This is a genomic window from Micromonospora sp. DSM 45708 (assembly GCF_039566955.1).
Classification (GTDB): domain Bacteria; phylum Actinomycetota; class Actinomycetes; order Mycobacteriales; family Micromonosporaceae; genus Micromonospora.
The window spans coordinates 2,415,988-2,436,722 of record NZ_CP154796.1 but is presented as its reverse complement, the minus strand read 5'-3'; the positions used below and the strand labels follow the sequence as shown (position 1 = coordinate 2,436,722).

General features: G+C 70.9%; 16 protein-coding genes and 1 pseudogene. 8 read left to right on the top strand and 9 right to left on the bottom strand.

Annotated features, from left to right (window positions below):
• Positions 1–37: 37 nt before the first annotated feature.
• Positions 38–1,687 (bottom strand): glycoside hydrolase family 27 protein, encoded by a 1,650-nt coding sequence (locus VKK44_RS10740; RefSeq protein WP_458351632.1) that lies wholly within the window; start codon positions 1,685–1,687, stop codon positions 38–40.
• Positions 1,684–3,828 (bottom strand): family 43 glycosylhydrolase, encoded by a 2,145-nt coding sequence (locus tag VKK44_RS10735; RefSeq protein ID WP_343446756.1) that lies wholly within the window; start codon positions 3,826–3,828, stop codon positions 1,684–1,686. The genes VKK44_RS10740 and VKK44_RS10735 overlap by 4 nt, the downstream gene beginning before the upstream one ends.
• A 410-nt stretch (positions 3,829–4,238) precedes the next feature.
• On the opposite strand from VKK44_RS10735, the gene VKK44_RS10730 reads away from it, so the two are divergent.
• Positions 4,239–4,718 carry a hypothetical protein gene (locus tag VKK44_RS10730; protein ID WP_343446755.1) on the top strand — a complete coding sequence of 160 codons (480 nt, stop codon included), beginning with the start codon at positions 4,239–4,241 and terminating at the stop codon, positions 4,716–4,718.
• An 80-nt stretch (positions 4,719–4,798) separates the two neighbouring features.
• Entirely contained in the window at positions 4,799–6,010 is a 1,212-nt protein-coding gene (locus tag VKK44_RS10725; RefSeq protein WP_343446754.1) for an MFS transporter, read from the top strand.
• Between the two features lie 51 nt (positions 6,011–6,061).
• On the opposite strand, the gene VKK44_RS30985 is transcribed toward VKK44_RS10725, so the two are convergent.
• Both VKK44_RS30985 and VKK44_RS30980 read right to left on the bottom strand, forming a co-directional pair.
• Positions 6,062–7,018, bottom strand: coding sequence for a carbohydrate-binding module family 20 domain-containing protein (locus VKK44_RS30985; protein ID WP_458351660.1), 957 nt, complete (start codon positions 7,016–7,018; stop codon positions 6,062–6,064).
• Positions 7,019–7,564: 546 nt separating this feature from the next.
• Positions 7,565–7,873, bottom strand: a pseudogene (locus tag VKK44_RS30980) (alpha-amylase); the annotation flags it as partial.
• Positions 7,874–8,539: 666 nt separating this feature from the next.
• Here VKK44_RS30980 and VKK44_RS10715 point away from each other — a divergent pair.
• Both VKK44_RS10715 and VKK44_RS10710 read left to right on the top strand, forming a co-directional pair.
• Positions 8,540–9,367: a hypothetical protein gene (locus tag VKK44_RS10715; protein WP_343446752.1), complete on the top strand. Its 828-nt coding sequence runs from the start codon at positions 8,540–8,542 to the stop codon at positions 9,365–9,367.
• Positions 9,304–9,921 carry a response regulator gene (locus VKK44_RS10710; protein ID WP_458351631.1) on the top strand — a complete coding sequence of 206 codons (618 nt, stop codon included), beginning with the start codon at positions 9,304–9,306 and terminating at the stop codon, positions 9,919–9,921. The genes VKK44_RS10715 and VKK44_RS10710 overlap by 64 nt, the downstream gene beginning before the upstream one ends.
• Before the next feature lie 88 nt (positions 9,922–10,009).
• Here VKK44_RS10710 and VKK44_RS10705 read toward each other — a convergent pair whose 3' ends face one another.
• The 4 genes from VKK44_RS10705 to VKK44_RS10690 form a co-directional block, all read right to left on the bottom strand.
• Entirely contained in the window at positions 10,010–12,811 is a 2,802-nt protein-coding gene (locus tag VKK44_RS10705; protein WP_343446751.1) for an NACHT domain-containing protein, read from the bottom strand.
• 116 nt (positions 12,812–12,927) lie between these two features.
• Entirely contained in the window at positions 12,928–15,204 is a 2,277-nt protein-coding gene (katG, locus tag VKK44_RS10700) for a catalase/peroxidase HPI (RefSeq protein WP_343446750.1), read from the bottom strand.
• Between the two features lie 43 nt (positions 15,205–15,247).
• Positions 15,248–15,676, bottom strand: coding sequence for a Fur family transcriptional regulator (locus VKK44_RS10695; protein ID WP_343446749.1), 429 nt, complete (start codon positions 15,674–15,676; stop codon positions 15,248–15,250).
• 116 nt (positions 15,677–15,792) lie between these two features.
• Entirely contained in the window at positions 15,793–16,791 is a 999-nt protein-coding gene (locus VKK44_RS10690; protein ID WP_343446748.1) for a glycoside hydrolase family 11 protein, read from the bottom strand.
• A gap of 327 nt (positions 16,792–17,118) precedes the next feature.
• On the opposite strand from VKK44_RS10690, the gene VKK44_RS10685 reads away from it, so the two are divergent.
• The 3 genes from VKK44_RS10685 to VKK44_RS10675 are packed head-to-tail and all read left to right on the top strand — an operon-like array spanning position 17,119 to position 18,981.
• Positions 17,119–18,099, top strand: coding sequence for a BtrH N-terminal domain-containing protein (locus tag VKK44_RS10685; protein ID WP_343446747.1), 981 nt, complete (start codon positions 17,119–17,121; stop codon positions 18,097–18,099).
• Positions 18,100–18,148: 49 nt separating this feature from the next.
• Positions 18,149–18,517 (top strand): ArsR/SmtB family transcription factor, encoded by a 369-nt coding sequence (locus tag VKK44_RS10680; RefSeq protein ID WP_343446746.1) that lies wholly within the window; start codon positions 18,149–18,151, stop codon positions 18,515–18,517.
• A complete protein-coding gene (locus VKK44_RS10675; RefSeq protein WP_343446744.1) occupies positions 18,514–18,981 on the top strand; it encodes an SRPBCC family protein in 468 nt (155 codons plus the stop codon). The genes VKK44_RS10680 and VKK44_RS10675 overlap by 4 nt, the downstream gene beginning before the upstream one ends.
• Positions 18,982–19,026: 45 nt before the next feature.
• On the opposite strand, the gene VKK44_RS10670 is transcribed toward VKK44_RS10675, so the two are convergent.
• Positions 19,027–19,896: an SDR family oxidoreductase gene (locus tag VKK44_RS10670; RefSeq protein WP_343446743.1), complete on the bottom strand. Its 870-nt coding sequence runs from the start codon at positions 19,894–19,896 to the stop codon at positions 19,027–19,029.
• An 85-nt stretch (positions 19,897–19,981) separates the two neighbouring features.
• On the opposite strand from VKK44_RS10670, the gene VKK44_RS10665 reads away from it, so the two are divergent.
• Positions 19,982–20,713 (top strand): TetR/AcrR family transcriptional regulator, encoded by a 732-nt coding sequence (locus VKK44_RS10665; protein ID WP_343446742.1) that lies wholly within the window; start codon positions 19,982–19,984, stop codon positions 20,711–20,713.
• Positions 20,714–20,735 lie beyond the last annotated feature (22 nt).

The following is a 20,735-nucleotide window of genomic DNA, read 5'->3' as shown; positions in this document are numbered from 1 at the left end:
CCGGGTCGGGCGGGACCCGGCCGGGGCGTCGGGGTGACTAGCGCACCGTCCAGCGCTGGTTCGCGGCGGCGGTGCAGGTCCACAGGATGACGGTGGTGCCGTTGGCGGTGGCGGCGCCGTTGACGTCCAGGCAGAGGCCGGACTGCTGGTTCCGGATGGTGCCGTCGGTGTTGCGGGTCCACCGCTGGCCGGCGCCGCCGGTGCAGTCCCAGATCTGCGCCTTCGTGCCCGCGCCGGCGTTGGCCGGTGCCTCCAGACACTTGCCCAGCGCCTGGATCGCGTCCCCGCTGAACGTCCACCGCTGGTTGGCGGCGCCGTTGCAGTCCCAGATCACCGGCTGGGTGCCGTTGGCGGTGTTGCTCTGCGGCACGTCCAGGCAGCGGCCGGACGCGGCGCTGACGAGCGCCCCGCCGGTGGTCGGGGGCGGGGTGCCGGTGCCGCCGCCGCTGACCCGGTAGACGACCGTGCCGTGCCCCGGGACAGTGGCCGAGATGGCGCCGGAGGTGGTGCTGGTCGCGTTGGTCCACGCGTCCAGCAGGGTGAACGACGTGCCGGTCTTGCCGATGGCGGCGGCGGTCGTCGAGATCGTCGTGCTGGCGCTGCCCTGGTTGAACAACGCGACCGCGACGTCGCCGTTGGCCAGTCGCTTGGCGAGCACCCGCCGGGTGCCGTCGAAGGAGACCTGACTCGCCTGGAGGGCGAGCGGGTCCTGGCTGATGCCGATGAGGTTCGCGTTCTTCAGGATCGTCTGCGTGGCCGCGGTCATGTTGCGCAGGTCGTTGCCGGCGATCAGCGGCGACGCCATCACCGCCCACAGCGCGAAGTGACTGCGCATCTCCGTGTCGGTCATCCCACCGCGACCGACCTCCAACATGTCCATGTCGTTGAACGCGCCCGGCTTCGCCCGCCCCGCCAACGGCACCGTCACGTCGACGATGTTCTGGATGCCCATCGGGTAGCCGTTGGTCTGACCGGTGTTCCACGCGTTGGTGATGTCCTCCGTGGTCCGCCACATGTTCGCCACGTCACCCCAGTCCCGCTGCGGACCCGTCTTGGAGTGGACGCTGTTCGAGTTGATGCTGTAGACGATCGGCCGGCCGGTGGCGGCGAGGGCGTCGCGCATGATGTTGAACACCCGGACCTGGTCGTCGATCGTGCCGCTCGGCGAGCACCAGTCGTACTTGAGGTAGTCCACCCCCCAGGCCGCGAACTGACGGGCGTCCTGGGCCTCGTGCCCCTGGGCCCCGGTCGAGCCGGGATAACTGTTGAAGTACTGCGCGCACGTCTCGGTCAGCGGGCCCTGGTAGATGCCGAACTTCAACCCCCGGGCATGGATGTAGTCGCCGAGCGCCTTCATCCCGGACGGGAAACGACTCGGATCACCCTGAAGATTGCCCGCCGAGTCCCGGTTCTGGTTCATCCAACAGTCGTCCACCACGACGTACTGATAGCCGGCGTCCCGCATCCCGGAACTGACCATCGCGTCCGCCATCTGCCGGATCAACGTCTCGTTGATGTTGCAGCCGAACGTGTTCCAACTGTTCCAACCCATCGGTGGCGTACGGGCCGCGCCGTTGTCCAGCGCCGAGGCAGTGGACGGGCGCAGGCCGACCATGGCGCCGGCCAGCAGCAGTCCGGCCGCCAGGACGGCGGTGGCTCGGCGGCGGGCCGAGGTGAGGTGTCTCATCGGTCATCCTCTCCGCGGCGGTGGTACGCCCGCCGCAGGCGTGGTCCGGTGGTGGTCGGGGCAGGTCGCGGGGTGGTCAGGTCGAACCGGCGGACGGTGGCCGCGCCGCCGAGCGCCTGGGTCGCGTAGTTGAAGATCCCGAAGCGGTAGCCCATGAAGAACTGCCAGGCGTTGTTCAACGTCAACGCGTTGCCCAGCGGGACGAAGTTCGTCCCGTCGGTGCTGTAGGAGAAGGACGCCTGCCGTCCACTGCCGGGTCTGATGTCGGCCTTGGCCCGCAGCCAGATCCGACCACCGCTGACCGGCGCGCCGGCGATCTCCGTGCCGGTGTTCGTGGTGCGCCAACCGCTGTCCATGGTCAGGTTGTTGGTCATCACGACCCGGGTCGCGCCGTTGTCCCGGCGTACACCGATCCAGGCCGACGAGTCACGGAGCATGGCCAGACCGGTGCGGTCGCCGTCGCGCATCGTCGAGTAGTCCAGCTCGACGGTCGCCGTCGAGGTCGGTCCCTGGATCCGCCGGGTCACCGTGTTGCGCGCGCTGTAGAGGTCATTGGTGACGGTCGCCGTCTGGAGCCGCAGCCCGTCGCCGACCGACCACCGGGTGTTGTCCGGGTTGTGGTTCCACTCCCACTGGTGGCTGAGCGTGGTGCCGGTGAAGGTGTCCGCGCCGGTCATCGGTTGCACCGGGCGGGTCGGCAGTGGCGACGGGTAGGAGCTGCCCCAGCCGCCGTTGACGGTCTGGATCTGGGGCCAGCCGTCGCTGGTCCAGGTGATCGGGGCGAGGGCGGGCACCCGACCACCGGGGTACGCGTCCACGAACGCCATGTAGTACCACTGGCCGTTCTGGGTCTGCACCAGGCCACCCTGGTGGGGCACGCCGCCGCCGGCGATCGGGCCGGGCATGTTGAGCAGCACCTGGCGCGTCTCGTACGGCCCCCACGGGCTGGTGGAGCGGAGGATGTACTGACCGTTGGCGGGTCGGGTGACGAAGATGTAGTAGTAGCCGTTGCGCTTGTAGAAGCGGGAGCCCTCCAGCGTGCCGATGGACGAGGGCGTGGTGTAGACCTGCTGGGTGCGCACCTGGCTCAGGCCGTCGGCGGACAGTTGCGCGACGCTCAGGGTGGTGTTGCCGTAGGCGACGTACATCGTGTCGTTGTCGTCGATGAGCAGCCCGGCGTCGTAGTAGCAGTTGTTGATCTCGGAGCGCTTCTGCCAGGTGCCGCTGACCGAGGTCGAGGTGTACACGTACGACTTGTTGAAGTCGATGCACCCGATCCAGTAGAACGTGCCGTTGCTGCTGCGGTAGTTCAACGTCGAGGCCCAGATGCCGTTGACGTACGCACGGGCGCCGTTGAGGTCGTACTTGGTCCCGAAGTCCAGGCGGGGCACCGAGTGCCCGGCGATCTCCCAGTTGACCAGGTCGTAGGAGCGCAGCACGGGCGCGCCCGGCGAGTAGTGCATGGTCGACGAGGACATGTAGTACGTGTCGCCGACCCGGATGATGTCGACGTCGGCGAAGTCCTGCCAGACCACCGGGTTGGTGTACGTCGACCCGCCGGGGGTGCCGCCGTCGCCGAGCTGGACCAACTGCCACTGCTGGTTGTTGCCGCCCCAGTCGGCGTACTGGACCACGTTCGCGCCGTCCGCGGTCGAGGCGTTCTGCACCTCCACGGCCTTGCTCGAGTGCCTGGCGATCAGCCGCACGTAGCCGCCGGCGGAGTCGGCCAGCCGGAACTGCTGGTTGGTGGCGTTGGCGTCCGACCACTGGATGATGCCGGCGCCGTCGGCGGTCGAGGCGCCGGAGACGTCGAGCACCTTGCCCGAGTGACGCGACCGCAGCCGGTAGTAGCCGCCGCCGGAGTCGACGAACTGCCACTGCTGCCAGGCGCCGTCGTTACGGGACCACTGGGTCACCCGGGCCCCGTCGTTCGTCGCCTGGTTGTACACGTCGAGCGCCTTGCCACTGTTGCGGTTGACCAGCACGTACCACGCGTTGGTGTCGACGGATGCCGCCGACGCGCCCGACGGCGTCACCGCGACGATGCCGGCGCCGAGCAGCACCGCCAGCGCCGCGGCCACGACGCGCGACCACCGGCCGCCGCGTCCCGCCCGGGCCGGGAGTCTATCGATTCGCACCATGCTCCTCCTTCGTTCGGGCCGGCACGCGGTGCGGGGATCGACCGGCAGCTCGCTTTGTTAGCGCTAACACCATGCCGCCCGGTCGAGAGGGGGCGCGCGCCCAGGCCGGGTGGCACTCCCGACGGCCGATGATGCGCCGTGATACCGGAGCGGCACACATCGACTGTGAGCGATAACACGACGGACGTCAAGTCGTCACAATCATCAATGCCGTCCCGGGGGCATCAGGAGACACCGCCGCCGGACACGCGGCCCCGACATGGCGTCGCCCCACCCGCCCGGTGCCGTACCGGCACCCCGGTTGACGGGCTGGCAGCGACCGCTGCCCATGCTGGTCGACCGCTTCTGCTGGTGGTGCCGCACCACCGCGCCGACCAGGCCGCCGGGGCGCGTCAATGTAGTGTTGACAGGTGACTCCGGACGTGGCGCGGTTGGCTGAGATCGGGCCCGCGCGGGCCCGGCTGGACGAGCAGGAGCTGGAGCTGATCGACCGGGCCCGGCACGACGGCGCGACCTGGGCCGAGATCGCCGGCGCGCTGGGGCTGAGCAGCCGGCAGGCCGCCGAGCAACGCCGGCAACGGCTCCTGGCGGCCCGCCGGTCCCGGCTGGGGCGGCTCGACCGGGCCTGGTCGACCGAGGTGGTGGCGCTGCGGGCCGCCGTCTCCGACCTGCACCGCTGGATCGCGACGGACCGGGCGTGGGACGGCCGGTTCCGGCGCGCGGCGCTGGTGCGCGACACGGCCGCGTCCGCCCTGGACGCCGCCCCCGGGCCGCTGTACGCGCTGGCCGCGTACCTCGTGGCGGACCTGACCGGCGTCGGGCCGCGACTGCCGGCACCGGCCCGGAGCGCGGCGGACCGCATCGCCGCCGCACTGTCAACAAAGGATTGACGTCGCCGGACAGCATTGCCCGCGTCCCGCTCAAGAACTGAGGATGTGAGTCATCCCCGCTCAACTCTGGAGGACGACTCATGCGCCGCAACGCCGCGCTATTCGTGGCCATCTCGCTGCTGTCCGGGCTCGGCGGCGGCGCCATGGCCCTGGTCGCCGGCATCTGGGTGCTGGACCTCACCGGCTCCACCGGGCGGGCCGCGCTCGCCGGGCTCTGCGTGTACGTGCCGGTGCTGGCCGGACCGTGGCTCGGCGGGCTGCTGGACCGGGTACCCCGGCGACCGTTGGTCATCGGCGTCAACCTGGCGCTGGCCGCGGCCCTGCTCTGCCTGCTCGCGGTACGCGGGCCGGGCCAGACCTGGCTGATCTTCGTCGTCGCGTCCGCCTACGGGGTCGCCTACGTGCTGATCGACGCCGGCGAGACGGCACTGCTGCCGGTGGCGCTGTCCCCGGCGCGGCTCGCCGACGTCAACGGCTGGCGGTCCAGCGCCCAGGAGGGCATGAAACTGGTGGCGCCGCTGGCCGGCGCGGGGCTCTACGCGTGGCGGGGCGGGCACCCGGTGGCCGTGCTCAGCGCCACCGCGCCGGTGCTCGCCGCGCTCCTCTACGCCGCGCTGCGGTTGCCCGCCACCGGCGCCGCCCCGACCACGGCCGACCCGCCGGCGTCGCCGCCCGGCCCGGCGGCGGGACACCCGCACGGCCTGCGGGCAGGGCTCGCCGCCCTCCTCGGCCGGCGGGCGGTGCGCGTACCCGTGACGCTCGCCGCCGTGTCGATCGCGATGTCCGGCTTCACCACCGCGGCGCTCTATACGGTGGTGACCGCGGAGCTGGCGCTGCCGTCGACGTTCCTCGGCGTGCTGGCCGGCGCGCAGGGCGGCGGTTCGGTGCTCGCCGGCCTGGCCGTGGGGCGGCTCGTCGACAGGTGGGGCGCGGTCGCGGTCGGCGTCGCCGGCACCGCGCTGTTCGCCGCCGGCTGCCTGGGTCGGTGCCTGCCCTGGTGGCCGGCCACCGTCGCCACCTCGGCGGTGATCGGCGTCGGCCTGCCGTGGACGCTGGTCGCCGCCGTCACCGCGATCCAGACACACACGCCACCGGCGCTGCTCGGACGGGCGTCCGGCACGGCGAACACGCTGATGTTCGGGCCGATCACGCCGGCCATCCCGCTCGGCGCGGCGGCCGTGCACCTCGGCGGCCGGCCGCCGCTCGTCGCCGCCGCCGTGACGTGCCTGGTCGTGACGCTGGTGGCGGTCGCCGGACGCGGGCGGCGACCGCGCTGCCTCTCGCCGGCCTGACCGGTGGGCGCGGCCCGTCCCCGAGATGCGGGGGCGGGCCGCGCCGCGCGGTCAGCGCCAGGTGTCGGTGGCGGTACGGGTCCCGCCGGCCGGCGTGGTGAAGCTCCGGTTCGCGCCGGACTCCCAGGTCACCGACCCGTCCGGGTTCTTCTTGACGTACTTGTACTCGACCGCGGTGTTCGGCGGCAGGTCGACGGTGGCCCGCCAGACCGGGTAGGTGGCCGGGGAGAGCGCGACCGCGCCGGCCGGGTTCCACCCGCCCAGCGCCGCGACGTTGCCGACCACGAAGACGTTCTGGCCGTAGACAGTGGTCGCGGTGACCGCGAACGAGGTGGCCACCGCCGTCGAGACGGTGTCGCCGCGGAACGTCTCGGTCACCGCGTACGTGCCGGTGGCCGGCGTGGTGAGGGTCCGGTTCGCGCCGGACTCCCAGGTGGCCGCGCCGGCCGTGGTCACCTTGACGAACTTGTACTCCACGCTGGTCGACCGGGGCAGGTCGACGGTAGCGCGGTAGACGCCGCCGCCCTGCGCGGTGAGGCGGACGCCGTTCGCCGGCGTCCACGCCCCCAGCTCGGGGACGCTGCCGACCACGTACACGTCCTGGCCGGCGGTCGGGGTCGCGTTCACGGTGAACGTGGTGGCGACCCGGTCGGTGGGGCTGGTGGTCGGGCTGGCCGTCGGGGACGCGGTCGGCGACGGGCTCGTCCCGGGCCGCGCGCCGACGTGGAGCGCGACCGCGCCGTTGGCCGGGACCGTCACGGTGGCCCGGCCGCCGGAGACGGTGACCGTGCCGCCGGTGCAGCCGGCGGCGGTGGCGCTGCCCGCGATGACGTCGCAGTACCCGCCGTCGGCCAGCCCGGTGGTGAAGGTGGCGGTGGTGGCGGTGCCGGAGTCGTTGATGCCGATCCACGCCCGGTCGCCCCGGTGGAAGCCGATCACGTTGTTGTTCACGGTGGTGAAGTCCGAGACCGTCCTGACCGGGCGGGCCGCGTTGGCCCAGCCGACCATGCCCTTGATGCCGGCGCTGCGGGTCAGGCAGTTCCAGGCCGCGCCGCAGACCGTGTCGGTGACGCGCCCGGTGCCGTCGCTCGGCGGAGACTGGTTCCGGTTGGACCAGGTGAAGCTGTCGTAGACCGACGGCTTGCCGTGCGGGTACGCCAACGCGAAGTAGGAGGCGAGCACGTAGTCACTGCCGTTCTGGTACGACAGCACCACCCCGTCGCGTTCCAGGTCGTGGTTGGTGACCATGGCGAAGACGTTGGCGCTGGGCGCGTCGAGGTTCCAGTTCGGCACGTTGGCCAGCGAGGAGATGGAACCGAGGAACGCCGAGCGGATGCCCTTGGCGTACCCGAAGTCGAGCACGTCGCCGTTGCCGGTGAACGCGCGGGCCTGCAACGCCGGGTTGCTGGCGCCGTCGAAGATCTCCTGCGCGACGTACGGGCGCCGGCCCTCCGCCACGGTGTTGTTCAGCTTGCCGAGGATCGCGGCGAAGTCGTCCTTCTTGACGTGCTTGACCGCGTCCACCCGGAAGCCGTCGACGCCGAGGCCGATCAGGTCGTTCAGGTACCCGGCGATCTTGTTGCGGACCGTCTCCTTCTCGGTGTAGAGGTCCGACAGGGACAGCAGCTCACAGCTCGTCACCTGGGCCTCGTTGTTCCAGTCGCTGATGCCGCCGGAGGTCGGGCAGTTGTCCCCCGGCCGGTGGAAGTCCCCGCCGCCGTAGGGCACCGCCGGGTAGCTGTAGCCGGTGAACTCGGTGCCGGCGTACCCGCGCGTGCCGGCCGGGTTGTTGGTGCCGGCCATGTGGTTGACCACCGCGTCCACGTAGACCCGGACGCCGGCGGCGTGGCAGGCGGTGACCATGGCGGCGAACTGCTGCCGGTTGCCGAACCGGCTGTCCAGCTTGTACGACACCGGCTGGTACACCTCGTACCAGGGGTGCGCGCCGTCGGGGCTGTTCGGCAGGCTGACCGACTCCTGCGGCGGGGCCACCTGCACCGCGCCGTACCCGGCGGGGCCGAGGTGGTCGGTGCAGGCGGCGGCGACCGAGGGCCAGTTCCATTCCCAGAGGTTGGCGGTCACCTCGCTGTCGTTGAGGACGGTGGCGGCACGGGCGGGCGTGGCGGCGGTGGTGGCGGCGACGACGACCGCCGTGCCGCCGGTCGCGACGAGCGCGGCGGCGAGCAACAGGCGGACGGCGCGGCCACGCGGGTGTGGCCTGGCGGATTCCATGGCAGGGGTACCTCTTCCGGTGCTCGAAAGGGTGCGCGTGGGGTGGACGGCCATCCAGGTAGCGAACACCATGCGGGATTCATGAAAGTCTTTGCAAGGCCTTGCGGCAAACTTTTCGAAACCGGTCCGCAACATCGACCGCCCCGAACCGCCCAGGAGCAGGTCAAACGCTCCCCGGACGCGCCCGTGACCGGATGGCAAGAATTCCAACGGTGTGAGACCCCGGCACGACGGTTGATCGGAGCCGGCATGATCGGGGGCAGCCACACCGCCTCCCGCACCCCGAAGGGACCCGTCATGGCACACGCCCAGACCACGCCCGCCCGCGGACCGGCCCGGCGGCTGCTGCCCGCGCTGGCGGGGCTCGCGCTACTGGCCGCGGCCACCGGCTGCGGCGGCGCGGACGAGGCGGTGAGCGGCCCGACGAGCACCGGCTCGCCCGGCACCTCCGCTCCGGCGAGCCCGTCGACCGGCCCGAGCCGGGACGGCGGCACGACAGTGGACGGACGGATCGTCCCCGCGGTGGCACCCGGACTCGGCTTTCCCGACGGCAGCAAGGTCGACACCGTGTTCGGCGACCCGGCCTCGGCGACGGTGATCCTGACCGCTCCCCCGCCGGAGCAGGTGCTCATCCACTACCGTCAGGCCGGCCCGGCGGCCGGGTACCCGGTGGGCACCGACACCGCCGGGACGCTGCACCTCGCCGGACGCGGCTGGACCGTCGCGGTCATCACCAGCTCCCGGGACACCACCGTCACCTTCGCCCGCGCGCAACCGGCCGGGACGACCGCGCCGCCCCGGCCGGACGACACCGAGGTTGCGCTGACCGGCCGGGACCTGGGCGTGACGAACCTGCCGTTCAACTTCCGCTTTCCGCCGGGCAGCCGGCTGCGCGACCTCTCCGACACCACCGCCGGGGCGCGGCTCACCCTGGTCGAGCCCGCCCCGGAGCGGGTGCTCGCGTTCTACCGCGACCACCTGCCCCGGGGTTTCTTCGACGTCACCGGCGACCGCACCGTCGACGGGACCACCACCATCACGTTCGACAAGGACGACGGCGAGTGGACCGGCACCATCGAGGCGACCGACGACGTGGTCACCATCACCACTGTCCACCACCGGTAGCGGCCGACGGCGCGCAAGCCGTGTCGATGGCGCACGCCCACTGGCCGGACGTGATCCTCATGGACGTCCGGATGCCCCGCGTCGACGGGCTCACCGCCACCCGCCGCATCCGGTCCCGCCCGGGCGCACCGGAGATCGTCGTCCTGACCACGTTCAACGCCGACGAGTACGTGCTCGACGCGCTGCGCGGTGGCGCGTGCGGGTTCCTGCTCAAGGACACCCCGCCCCGGGAGATCCTCGCCGCGGTCCGCACCGTCGCCCAGGGTGCGGCGATCCTCTCCCCCGCCGCGGTCCGTCGACTTGTCGACCACATCGCGGACCCGGCCGCGGGGATCCGTCGGACCCGTGCGCGGGACCGGCTGGCCGCCCTCACCGACCGGGAACGGGACGTGGTGGTGCTCATCGGCGAGGGTCGGTCGAACGCGGAGATCGCCGCCGGGCTGGGCATGAGCGTGCCGACCGTGAAGGGACACGTGTCGCGGCTGCTGGCCAAGCTCGACCTGAACAACCGGGTGCAGCTCGCCCTGCTGGTGCATGACGCCGACCTCGCCTGACCGTCGGCCGACCGCCCGGGTTGTCGCCGCGGCACGCCGTTCTGGGGTCGGGAAAGCACGGCGGCGAGGCGGGAACCGGCCGTCACGCTCAACCGATCGGGGACGCCTCCCCGCCAAGATAACGACTCAGGAGGTCGTAGGCGTGGGGTTCCAGGTCCCACTGGTCGATCATCCGGATCGCGAGATCGATTCGGCCGGGATGATGACGGGCGAAGCTCAGCAGGTTGACGATGCTGCTCGACGAATCGATCACGCTGGCCCGGAACAGCTGCGTGTAGGGCAACAGCAGGAGAACGACCGCAGACCGTTCGCGTCGCGGCATGCGCATGAACCGCGTGGTCGACACGCGTGGGGCGAGTAGCGCGATCTCGTCGCGTACCGCCGAGTAACCCAGCATGTGTGACGCCGAGGACGTCAGCCAGGGCCACGGCTGGGAGAGCATGAGCTCGTAGAGCTCGGGCAGCCTCCACCCGAGGTAGTCCCGGAACGCGTCGCCCTGGTCGACGGTGAGCGCCAGTGCCAATAGAACTTGCGCATTCGACGCCAGTCCGACCTGACCGACGAGGGTTTCCTCGTAGAGGATCTGGAGGCCGTGCTCCCGCAGTTCCTCCGGTCCGGGGTCGAACAACGCCTCCCAGCGACGTGCCCCGGGTGGTAGCAGCACGTCCCCCATACGCGACGTGATGTGCTCAGCGGTTTCGTTGCCCTGGCGGGAGAAGGTTCTGAGGAATGCGAGAAGGAAATCGGGAGTGTTCTCGGACCAGTCGACGTTGGTGGCCGCCGAACGTTCGAGCAGGGCATCGATGACGTATGTCGCGACGCGACTGGCGTTCTCGGGCAGCGAAACCGTCAGAAGATCCGACAATGGTCCGTCGACGGCGCGGACGGCGGCGCGGGGCACCGGATCCAGAAAGCCGCGTCGGACCCCCGCCGGTACCGCGCACGAGCGGTCGACCGCACGCGTGCACAGGCCCTGGAGCGATAGGTTGTTCAGGGTCAGATGACTGGTAAGCCGGGCCGCGAAGCTCAGCCGGGTGCTTTCCGTCTCCTCGGCCTTGTCGCTCACCAGGTGACTCACGAACCGGTTGGCGCCGCCGTTGTTGTTGCGATCCAGTATCTGCACCGCCAGTTCGCTGACCACCGACCACGACGCGTCACCGATGCGCGGGCGCAGCTCCTGCCAGGTAGCCTCGACCGTCTCCGTCTGACGGACGAGTCGAAGGGCGGCGAAATATTCTAGGAATGTGCTGTGCGTAAATCCGTACAACTGCTCGTGATGAGCCGTCCCGATCTCGGTGAGTACCCACGCCCGGCCGGCGCAGAACGCAAGGAAGTCCTCGGCGGCGGCGGCCGCTTCGTGATCGGTCGCGTAACGCTCTTCGCGCAGGTACCGCGTCAGGAAGTGGAGGATCTCTCGCTTCCGCAGGGCTTGGCGTCGCAACGGATCACGGAATAGTTTCCAGGCGAGTTCGGCGATCGCCGGCCGGACGTCCACCACGTATTTCAGGGGCACCGAGATCTCGCGGCGCTTGTCCCAGCGCTCGAACAGCAACTCGGCGCACTGTTCGTAGATTTCCGTACGGTGCCGTGGGATGTAGTGCTTCGAGGCGTAGAGCGAGCAGAGCAGCGACAGCAGGAGCGGATTGCGGCGTAGGTCGTCCACCGAGTCCGTCTCGGCGATGAAGCCACGCGCCATACGCTTCTGCTGGACCGGCGTCGACTCGCCGTCGAGCGCGAACCATCGCGAGGCGTACTCCCCGCACTGTGCCACGGTGAACGGCTGCACGCGGGCCCGGTGAAAAAGAAGCGGATTCAGTGGCGCGTCACCGTAGCCGATGATACGCGACGTGACGACCATCCGGGTCGCCGGATAGCGGTGGGCGAATCCCTCGACCAGTTCACCGAAGCGACGCCGGGCCTCGGCCGTGCGGAGTTCGTCCACCCCGTCGACGATGACGAACGCGTCACCGGAGCTGAGTAGAAACTCCAAGCCGTGCTCGGGTGGTGTCATGCTGTATGGGCTGCGGGACGTCGAATCCAGGAAGTCGGTGAGCATGCGCCCGCCGTCGAGCATGTGCGCGTGATCGCGCACGACCAGCAGGAACGGGACCGTGCCGGCGAAGCCGGGGACGCGATCGGTGGCGAGGTCGAAGGCCAGTTTCGCGGCGAAGGTCGACTTACCGGCACCGGGATCACCCAACACGACCAGTCGGCTGAAGGTCGACAGCAGCTCATGGCCGTCGACCGCCCGGCGGGAATCGCCGACCGAGCCGAAGGTGGGTTCGACGTGGAGGCCGGTGTAGTCAGCCTCCGGTCCACTCGCGAGATGGACCAGACGTAGTTTGGAACGCAGCGCGGCGACCTGAGCCCGAAGCCGCTGGCTGTATTGGTAGACCGTCGAGAGTTGGCGCAGGTACGCCGCGAAGTCGTTGTCCCGCAGGTACTGGCAGGCCAGGTGGACGACCGGGCCGGCCGCCTTCGGCTGGTCGCCCGCGCCTATTCGGCCGGCCGCCTCCGCAACGACCACGTTCAGCGCTTGAAGGAAGATCTCGGCACCGACCCACACGTCTGCGCGATCCATGTCGATGACGCCCAGGCGGCTGCGGATGTCATGCAGCAGTTCGACGCGCCGGCCATCATCCCAGCCCGTCGCCTGCCACGAGAGGACCTGGTGCGCCAGGAATTCGAAGTGCGTGGACCCGATGAACTCATATAGCTGATTCGCCGTCGCGGGAGTCAGGCGTTCCAGAAACTCCGCTATCGTCTTCTGGGCGACCGGGTGCTCGAATTTCTCGGCGGCTCGTTTGAGACGCAGCGGCTTCAGGACGGTGGCACCGAGATATTTCGCCGCTTGCATACTGGCATTGGCAAAGACGCTCTCGACCGACACCCGAGCGATTATGCCATCGGGCAACCACCTCGTGCCCTGTGTGGACAGTTCCTTACACCCGACGAGCCCCGGTCGATCCGTGACGGATCGGCCGGGGCTCGTCGGTGCGCGGTGGATCAGGCCAGGTCGAACCGGTCCAGCTCCATCACCTTGGTCCAGGCGGCCACGAAGTCGGCCACGAACTTCTCGCGGGCGTCCTCGCTGGCGTAGACCTCGGCGATCGCGCGCAGCTGCGAGTTCGAGCCGAAGACGAGGTCGACCGCGGTGGCGGTCCACTTCACCTGGTCGGTCGCCACGTCCCGGATCTCGTACACGTGCTCGCCGGACTCCGCCGCCTTCCACCGGGTGCCCGGGGAGAGCAGGTTGGCGAAGAAGTCGTTGGTGAGCACGCCGGGGCGGTCGGTGAGCACACCGTGCGCCGTGCCGCCGACGTTGTTGCCCAGGGCGCGCAGACCGCCGACGAGGACGGTCATCTCCGGCGCGGACAGGCCGAGCATGTACGCCCGGTCGACGAGCAGCACCTCCGGCTCGGTCTTCTCGCCCGCCCGCAGGTAGTTGCGGAACCCGTCGGCGCGCGGCTCCATCACCCGGAACGACTCGACGTCGGTCTGCTCCTGGGTGGCGTCGGTGCGACCCGGGTGGAACGGCACCGTCACCTCGACGCCGGCGTCCCGCGCCGCCTTCTCGACCGCGGCCGAACCGGCCAGCACGATCAGGTCCGCGAGCGAGATCTGGGCGCCGCCCGCGGCGTTGAACTCCCGCTGGATGTCCTCCAGGGTCGCCAGCACGGTCGCGAGCTGCTCGGGCTGGTTGACCTCCCAGTTGCGCTGCGGCTCCAGCCGGATCCGCGCGCCGTTGGCGCCACCGCGCTTGTCGGTCGAGCGGTAGCTCGCGGCCGAGGCCCAGGCGGTGGAGACGAGCTGCGCGGTGGTGAGGCCGGAGTCGAGCACCTTTGCCTTCAGCGCGGCGACGTCGGCGTCACCGACCAGCTCGTGGCCGGCGGCCGGCACCGGGTCCTGCCAGAGCTGGGCCTCCGGGACCCACGGGCCGAGGAAGCGGCTGACCGGGCCCATGTCGCGGTGCAGCAGCTTGTACCAGGCCTTGGCGAACGCCAGCGCGAACTCGTCCGGGTGCTCCAGGAAGCGGCGCGAGATCTTCTCGTACGCCGGGTCGACGCGCAGCGACAGGTCCGTCGTCAGCATTGTCGGCTTGTGCTTCCTGGCCGGGTCGTGGGCGTCCGGGATGATCGCCTCGGCGTCCTTGGCGACCCACTGCTTCGCCCCGCCCGGGCTGGTGGTGAGCTCCCACTCGTAGCCGAAGAGGATCTCGAAGAAGCGGTTGCTCCACTCCGTCGGCCGGTCGGTCCAGGTCACCTCGAGGCCGCTGGTGATGGTGTCCCCGCCCTTGCCGCTGCCGTACGTGCTCAGCCAGCCCAGGCCCTGGTTCTCCAGCGGGGCGCCCTCGGGCTCCGGGCCCACGTGGTCGTCGGCGGGACCGGCGCCGTGGGTCTTGCCGAACGTGTGGCCACCGGCGATGAGGGCGACGGTCTCCTCGTCGTTCATCGCCATCCGGCGGAACGTCTCGCGGATGAAGTGCGCCGCCGCGGCCGGGTCCGCGTTGCCGCGGGGACCCTCCGGGTTGACGTAGATCAGGCCCATCTCGGTCGCGCCGACACCGGCCGCCATCTCCTTCTCGGAGGCGTAGCGCTCGTCACCGAGCCAGGTGTCCTCCGGACCCCAGAAGATCTCCTCGGGCTCCCAGACGTCCTCGCGGCCGAAGCCGAAGCCGAAGGTCTTGAACCCCATCGACTCCAGGGCCACGTTGCCGGCCAGCACCAGCAGGTCGGCCCAGGAGATCTTCTGGCCGTACTTCTGCTTGACCGGCCAGAGCAGCCGGCGGGCCTTGTCCAGGTTGGCGTTGTCCGGCCAGCTGTTCAGCGGGGCGAACCGCTGGCCGCCGTCGCCGGCGCCGCCGCGGCCGTCCTCGATGCGGTAGGTGCCCGCCGCGTGCCAGCTCATCCGGATCATCAGGCCGCCGTAGTGGCCGAAGTCGGCCGGCCACCACTCCTGCGAGGTGGTGAGCACCTGGACGATGTCCCGCTTGAGGGCCTCGACGTCGAGCTTGGCGAACTCCTTGGCGTAGCTGAAGTCCGCCCCCAGCGGGTTGCCCTTCGCCGAGTGGGCGTGCAGCACCGACAGGTCGAGCTGGTTGGGCCACCAGTCCCGGTTGGTGCGCGGACGACCGCCGGTCTTCGGGGTCGGCGAGTCGATCGCCGGGTTCTCGCTCTCGCTGCCGTGCGCGGTCACGGAGTCGTGCGCGACCGGGCAGCCGGCCGCCTCCTTGGCGTCCACGCCCTGGGCGCTGACGGGCCCGTTGTCCTGGGTCTCGCTCATCTGTTTCCTTCCGAACTGGCGGATCACTGGCCGAACTCGTGGATCACTGGGCGGTGCGGTCGGTCGCGCAGCCGGGGCAGGTGCCCCAGTAGACGACCTCCGCCTCGTCGACCACGAAGCCGTGGTCGTCCGAGGCGGTGAGACAGGGGGCGTGACCGACGGCGCACTCCACGTCGGCGATCGCGCCGCAGGAGCGGCAGACGACGTGGTGGTGGTTGTCTCCCACCCGCGACTCGTAGCGGGCGACCGCGCCGGCCGGCTGGATGCGCCGGACCAGGCCGGCGTCGGTGAGCGCGCGGAGCACGTCGTAGACCGCCTGGTGGGAGACGGTCGGCTGACCCGCCCGGACCAGCGCGATCACGGTGTCGGTGTCGACGTGCGGGTGGTCCCGCAGCGCGGCGAGCACCGCCAGGCGGGGCCGGGTCACGCGCAACGAGACCGCCCGCAACTGGGTCTCGAAGTCGGGCGTCACCCGAGGAACACTAGTCCAGTGTTTTGGAATCAATCAAGTTTCCGCCCCGGTGTGTCGGCCGGCACACGCGAAGGTGGGGGCGCCGCCAACGCGGCACCCCCACCGGACGGACCGGCTCAGCCGGCCGAGCAACTCGCCGTCGGCGTGTTGTTGTTGCCGTTCTTGTAGAGCGTGATGCCGAAGCTGTTGCCACTGCCGTTGGGGCGCGCCGTGAGCGTACCGCTGGTGCCGCTCACCGAGGCGTTCCAGCTGTTCTGGAGCGTCTGACCACCCTGGGTCTGGATGTTGACCGTCCAGTTGCTGCTGCCGCTGACCGAGAACGTCACGTTGAACCGGTCGCTCCAGTCCTCGGCCCGGCTGACGCTGACCGTGCAACCGCCGTTGTTCGGCGGCGGGGTGGTCGGAGTGGTGCCGGAGCCGCCGATCGTGATGTTGGAGTTGCCGCTGCTCTGGTAGCCCTCGGTGGCCAGGATCTGGTAGTCGTGGCTACCCAGGTTCATGCCGGCGCGGGCCCACGCGTCGAAGTGGTTGCCGGCGGTGATCGTGCCACCGACCCGCTTCGACTGCCGCACGCTCCAGTACTGGTAGAACGTCCGGGTGCCCTCGATCGAGGGCGCGTTGACGCGCTGGGTGCGGTAGATGTCGTAGGTGCCGCCGTCGCTGGTCACCGTGCCCATGTAGCCGCTGCCCGGCGGACGCCAACTGCCCCAGCTGTCGACGATGTAGTACTCGACCAGGGGGTTGCGGGTCCACCCGTACAGGGTGAGGTAGGCGTTGCCGGACGGGTTGAAGCTGCCGGAGTAGCTGACCGTCCGGCGCCCGCCGGGGTTCCAGCCCTTGCCGGCGACGAAGTTGTTGATGCCGCTCCACTGGGTGCTGTACTGACCGCCGTCCCCCATGGTCATGGAGACGTTGCCACTGTCCTTCCAGAAGGAATAGAAGTAGCCGTTGTGGGTGCCGGTCGAGTTCGACGTGACGGTCTGGTCGGCGTAGGCGGGGCTCGACAGGACCGCCGTCGTCCCGGCGGCGGCGAGCGCCACGGCGCAGGCGCCGCCGAGGAGCGTCCTGAGGCGTCCGCGCCTGCGGCTGCCCGAGCGGACGGGGGCGTCGTTCATGGGCGTGTTCCCTCCCTGTGGTGGCGGGGCGCGCGACCGGCGGGTGGCAGCACCACCACCGGCCGACGAATATCGATCGCCATCGAGGCAAGTCGATGGCCACAGTATTGGAGGCGTCGTTCACGGTGTCAACAACTTCCGGAAACATCATGGAAACCGGCGGTGGCGCGAGGGGGTCGTCGACACCGCGTATGCGCTGGTGAAAGCCAGTGTGAAGCGCTTCGACACGCGGCGTCACGAGCCGGGGCCCACGATCCACCGACCGTCACCGGGCATCGATCACCGAAACTTTCGGAGCTTTTCCGGACCAGAAGATCAGGACATCGAATGATCATCGAGAATCCGGCGGTCACCGCCGGCGTGCACTGCGAGACCACCACGCTCGGGGTGCTGACCCGCCACGCCGGCCTCGACCTGTCCGAGCCGATGCTGTTCGGCCTCGGCGAGGGGCTGGGCTTCGTCTACTGGGACGCCCGGGCCATGGACGTGCCGTTCCTCGGCGGTCGCACCAGACCGATGTGCGTCACCCGGGCCGTGGCCGGGCACCTCGACCTGACCCTGCGGGTCCGGGAGACCACCTCACCCCGCCGGGCCTGGCAGGACGTGGCCGCCGCGCTCGACGCCGGACACCCGGTCGGCCTGCAACTGGACTCCTACCATCTGGACTACTTCACCACGAAGGTCCACTTCGGCGGCCACACCGTCGCGATGTACGGCTACGACGACACCCATGCCCACCTGGTCGACACCGCGCAGCAGGGCGGCGCCGTGACGACCACGCTGGAGAGCCTGGCGCGGGCCCGGGACGAGCGCGGACCGATGACCGCGCGCAACCGCTCGTACACGATCTCCGCCCCCGGCGGGCGACCCGAGCTGGAGGCGGCGGTGCGCGCGGCGGTGCGCGCCAACGCGGACGCGTTCCTGCACCCACCCATCGCCAACCTCGGGCACCGCGGCATCGCCACCGCCGCCCGGCGGATCACCCGGTGGATGGACCGCGCCACCGACCCGGCCCGCGACCTACCGCTGGCCGCGACGTTGATGGAGCGCGGCGGCACCGGCGGCGCGCTGTTCCGCGCGCTCTACCGCGACTTCCTGGCCGAGGCCGCCGCCGCGCTCGACGACGACGTGCTCCGCCGCGCCCACCGGCGCTACGCCGACATCGCGCCGCGGTGGACCGAGGTCGCCCACCACCTCGCCACCGCCGGAGAGACGGGCGACGCCGCGCACCTCACCCGCGCCTCGGCGCTCCTCACCGACCTCGCCGAGCGCGAGCGTCTCGCCATGGAGACACTCGCCGACGCCTGACCGGCCGCCAACGTTGAACCACGCGGTTCAGTGTCGTACGCTGAACCACGTGGTTCAGCAAGAGACTCTCGACCGGGTGTTCGCCAGCCTGGCCGACCCCACGCGGCGCGACATCCTGGTCCGCCTCGGCGCGGGCCCGGCCACCATCAGCGAACTCGCCGAGCCGACCGGGATGAGCCTCACCGGCATGAAGAAGCACGTCCAGGCGCTGGAGAACGCCGGGCTCGTGGTGACGCGGAAGGTCGGTCGGTCCCGGCAGTGCCGGCTCGCCGACGCCCCGCTGGACGACGCGATGGCCTGGATCGCCTTCTACCAGCGGCTCTGGGCACGTCGCCTGGACGGCCTCGACGCCTACCTCACGCTCCGGCCGGACCCGGACAACCCGACCCGACACGACCCGAAGGACCGTGACACATGACGTTCGACATGCGGATAACCCGGCAGCTCCCCGCCCGCCCCGAGGAGGTCTTCGACGCCTACACCGACGCCGAGAAGCAGCGGATCTGGTTCAGCATCCTCGACACCGAGCCCGGCATCGTCGAGATCGAGGTCGACCTGCGGGTCGGCGGGAAACAGACCGCCGTGTGGGGGCCCTCCCCCGACGCGCTGTTCCGCGAGACGCAGACGTTCCTGGAGATCGACCGGCCGCACCGGCTCGTCACCGAGTCCACCGGCAGCGGCCCCGACGGCGTCACCCTGACCACCCGCATCGAGGTCACGTTCGCCGACTGCGACGGCGGCACGCTGATGACCGTGGTGCAGAGCGGCTTTCCGACGCCGGAGCTACGCGACTTCTTCGCCGGCGAGGTCATGCCCGGCGCGTTCGACCGTATCGAGGCGTACCTGACGCGCGAGCCGGGACGGGAGCCGGCGCGCGGCTGACCCCGCGTACCCGGGAAGGGGCCGGCCGGATCGTCGCGACCGTCGTCAGGAGGCGGAACCGGCTCCGGCCGCCGCCCGCAGGGCGTCCCGCGCGCCGCGTGGCCGACGGCCGAGGAGTTCGCCGAGCAGCGGGTCGACGCCGGCGAAGAAGCCGTCCCGCGCGGCCTGGTAGAAGCCCAGCAGGAAACGCGTCCGGTGCTCCGGCAGCCCGGCGGCGACCTGCGCGGCCGTCCAGTCCGCCTCGTCCGTCGGCTGGTAGCGGACGGTCCGCCCCGACAGCTCGGAGGCCAGCTCGGCGATCTCGGCGAAGGTCGGCGCCGCGGGCGCGGTCAGGGTCGTCGGGCCGTCGTACGCGCCGTCGGAGGCGAGGATCACGGCCGCTGCCTCGGCGGCATCCTCGCGGGCGGTCCAGGACACCGGTCCGTCGCCGGGCACGGCGATCACTCCGGTCTCGCGCCACGGGCCGGCGAACCACGGGAGGCTGTGGGCGTAGAACCCGTTGCGCAGCGAGGTCCAGGGAATCCCGGAGGCGGCCAGGAGCTGCTCGGTGGCGAAGTGGCTCCGTCCGGGGGTGAACGGGTTGTCCGGTGCGGCGGCCTGGTGGCTGGTGTAGACGATCCGTCTCACCCCGGCGGTGAGCGCGGCGTCGATCGCCGCGCGGTGCAGGGCGGTCACGTCCGCGACCGGGTCGTTGGCGGAGACGAGCAACAACTGGTCGGCACCGGCGAACGCGGTCGGCAGGGAGGCGGGGTCGGCGTAGTCGCCGCGTCGGACCTCGACGCCTCGCCGCGCGAAGCGCTCCGCCTTCGCGGTGTCGCGCACGGCGACCACGATCTCGCTCTCGGGCAGACGGTCGAGCAGGTGGTCGACGGTTGCGCCGTTGAGGGCCCCGGTCGCCCCGGTCACGATAATCATTGATTCGCCTTTCGCGTTATCAGCGGAAACACGACGACCGTAGCGCCTGCTGCCGTCGATAACAAGCGAGTGTTATCGTTGATTCATGAGCGATGGGGTCAAGAGCCGGGCGGACACCCGGGCGGCGATCGTCGACGCCGCCGCGTGGCTGTTGCGCCGCAGCGGGCCCGGCGCCGTCACCACCCGGGGCGTCGCGGAGCGGGCCGGCGTCCAGGCCCCGACCATCTACCGCCTGTTCGGCGACAAGGACGGCCTGCTGGAGGCCGTCGCCGAGCAGGTACTGGCCACGTTCGTCGCGGACAAGGCCGCCGCCGTGGCGGCGGCCACGGCGGCGGACGTCGACCCGCTCGACGACCTGCGGACGAGTTGGCACAGACAGATCGAGTTCGGTCTCGACAACCCGGCCGTGTTCCGGCTGCTGAACGACCCGGAACGCGCCACCGGCTCACCGGCCGCCCGCCTGGGCCGACAGATCCTGGAGACGCGCGTCCACCGGGTGGCGGCGGCCGGCCGACTCCGGGTCCCCGAGCCGCACGCGGTCGACCTCATCCACGCCGCGGGCGTCGGAATCGTCCAGACACTGCTGGCGACCCCGCCGCAACGACGGGATCCCGCCCTGGCCGACACGATGATCGACGCCGTCCTGGGCCGCATCGTCACCGACGCCCCGGCCGCGGCGCCGGACGGCCCGCGCGCGACCGCCGTCGCCATGCGGGCCGTCGCGCCGCGACTGCGGATGCTCAGCAGCGCCGAGCGTCACCTGCTGGTGGAGTGGCTCGAGCGCGTCGCAGAGGCGCCCACGGCGGCCGAGCGGTAACGCGCGGTCCGGCCCCCGTACC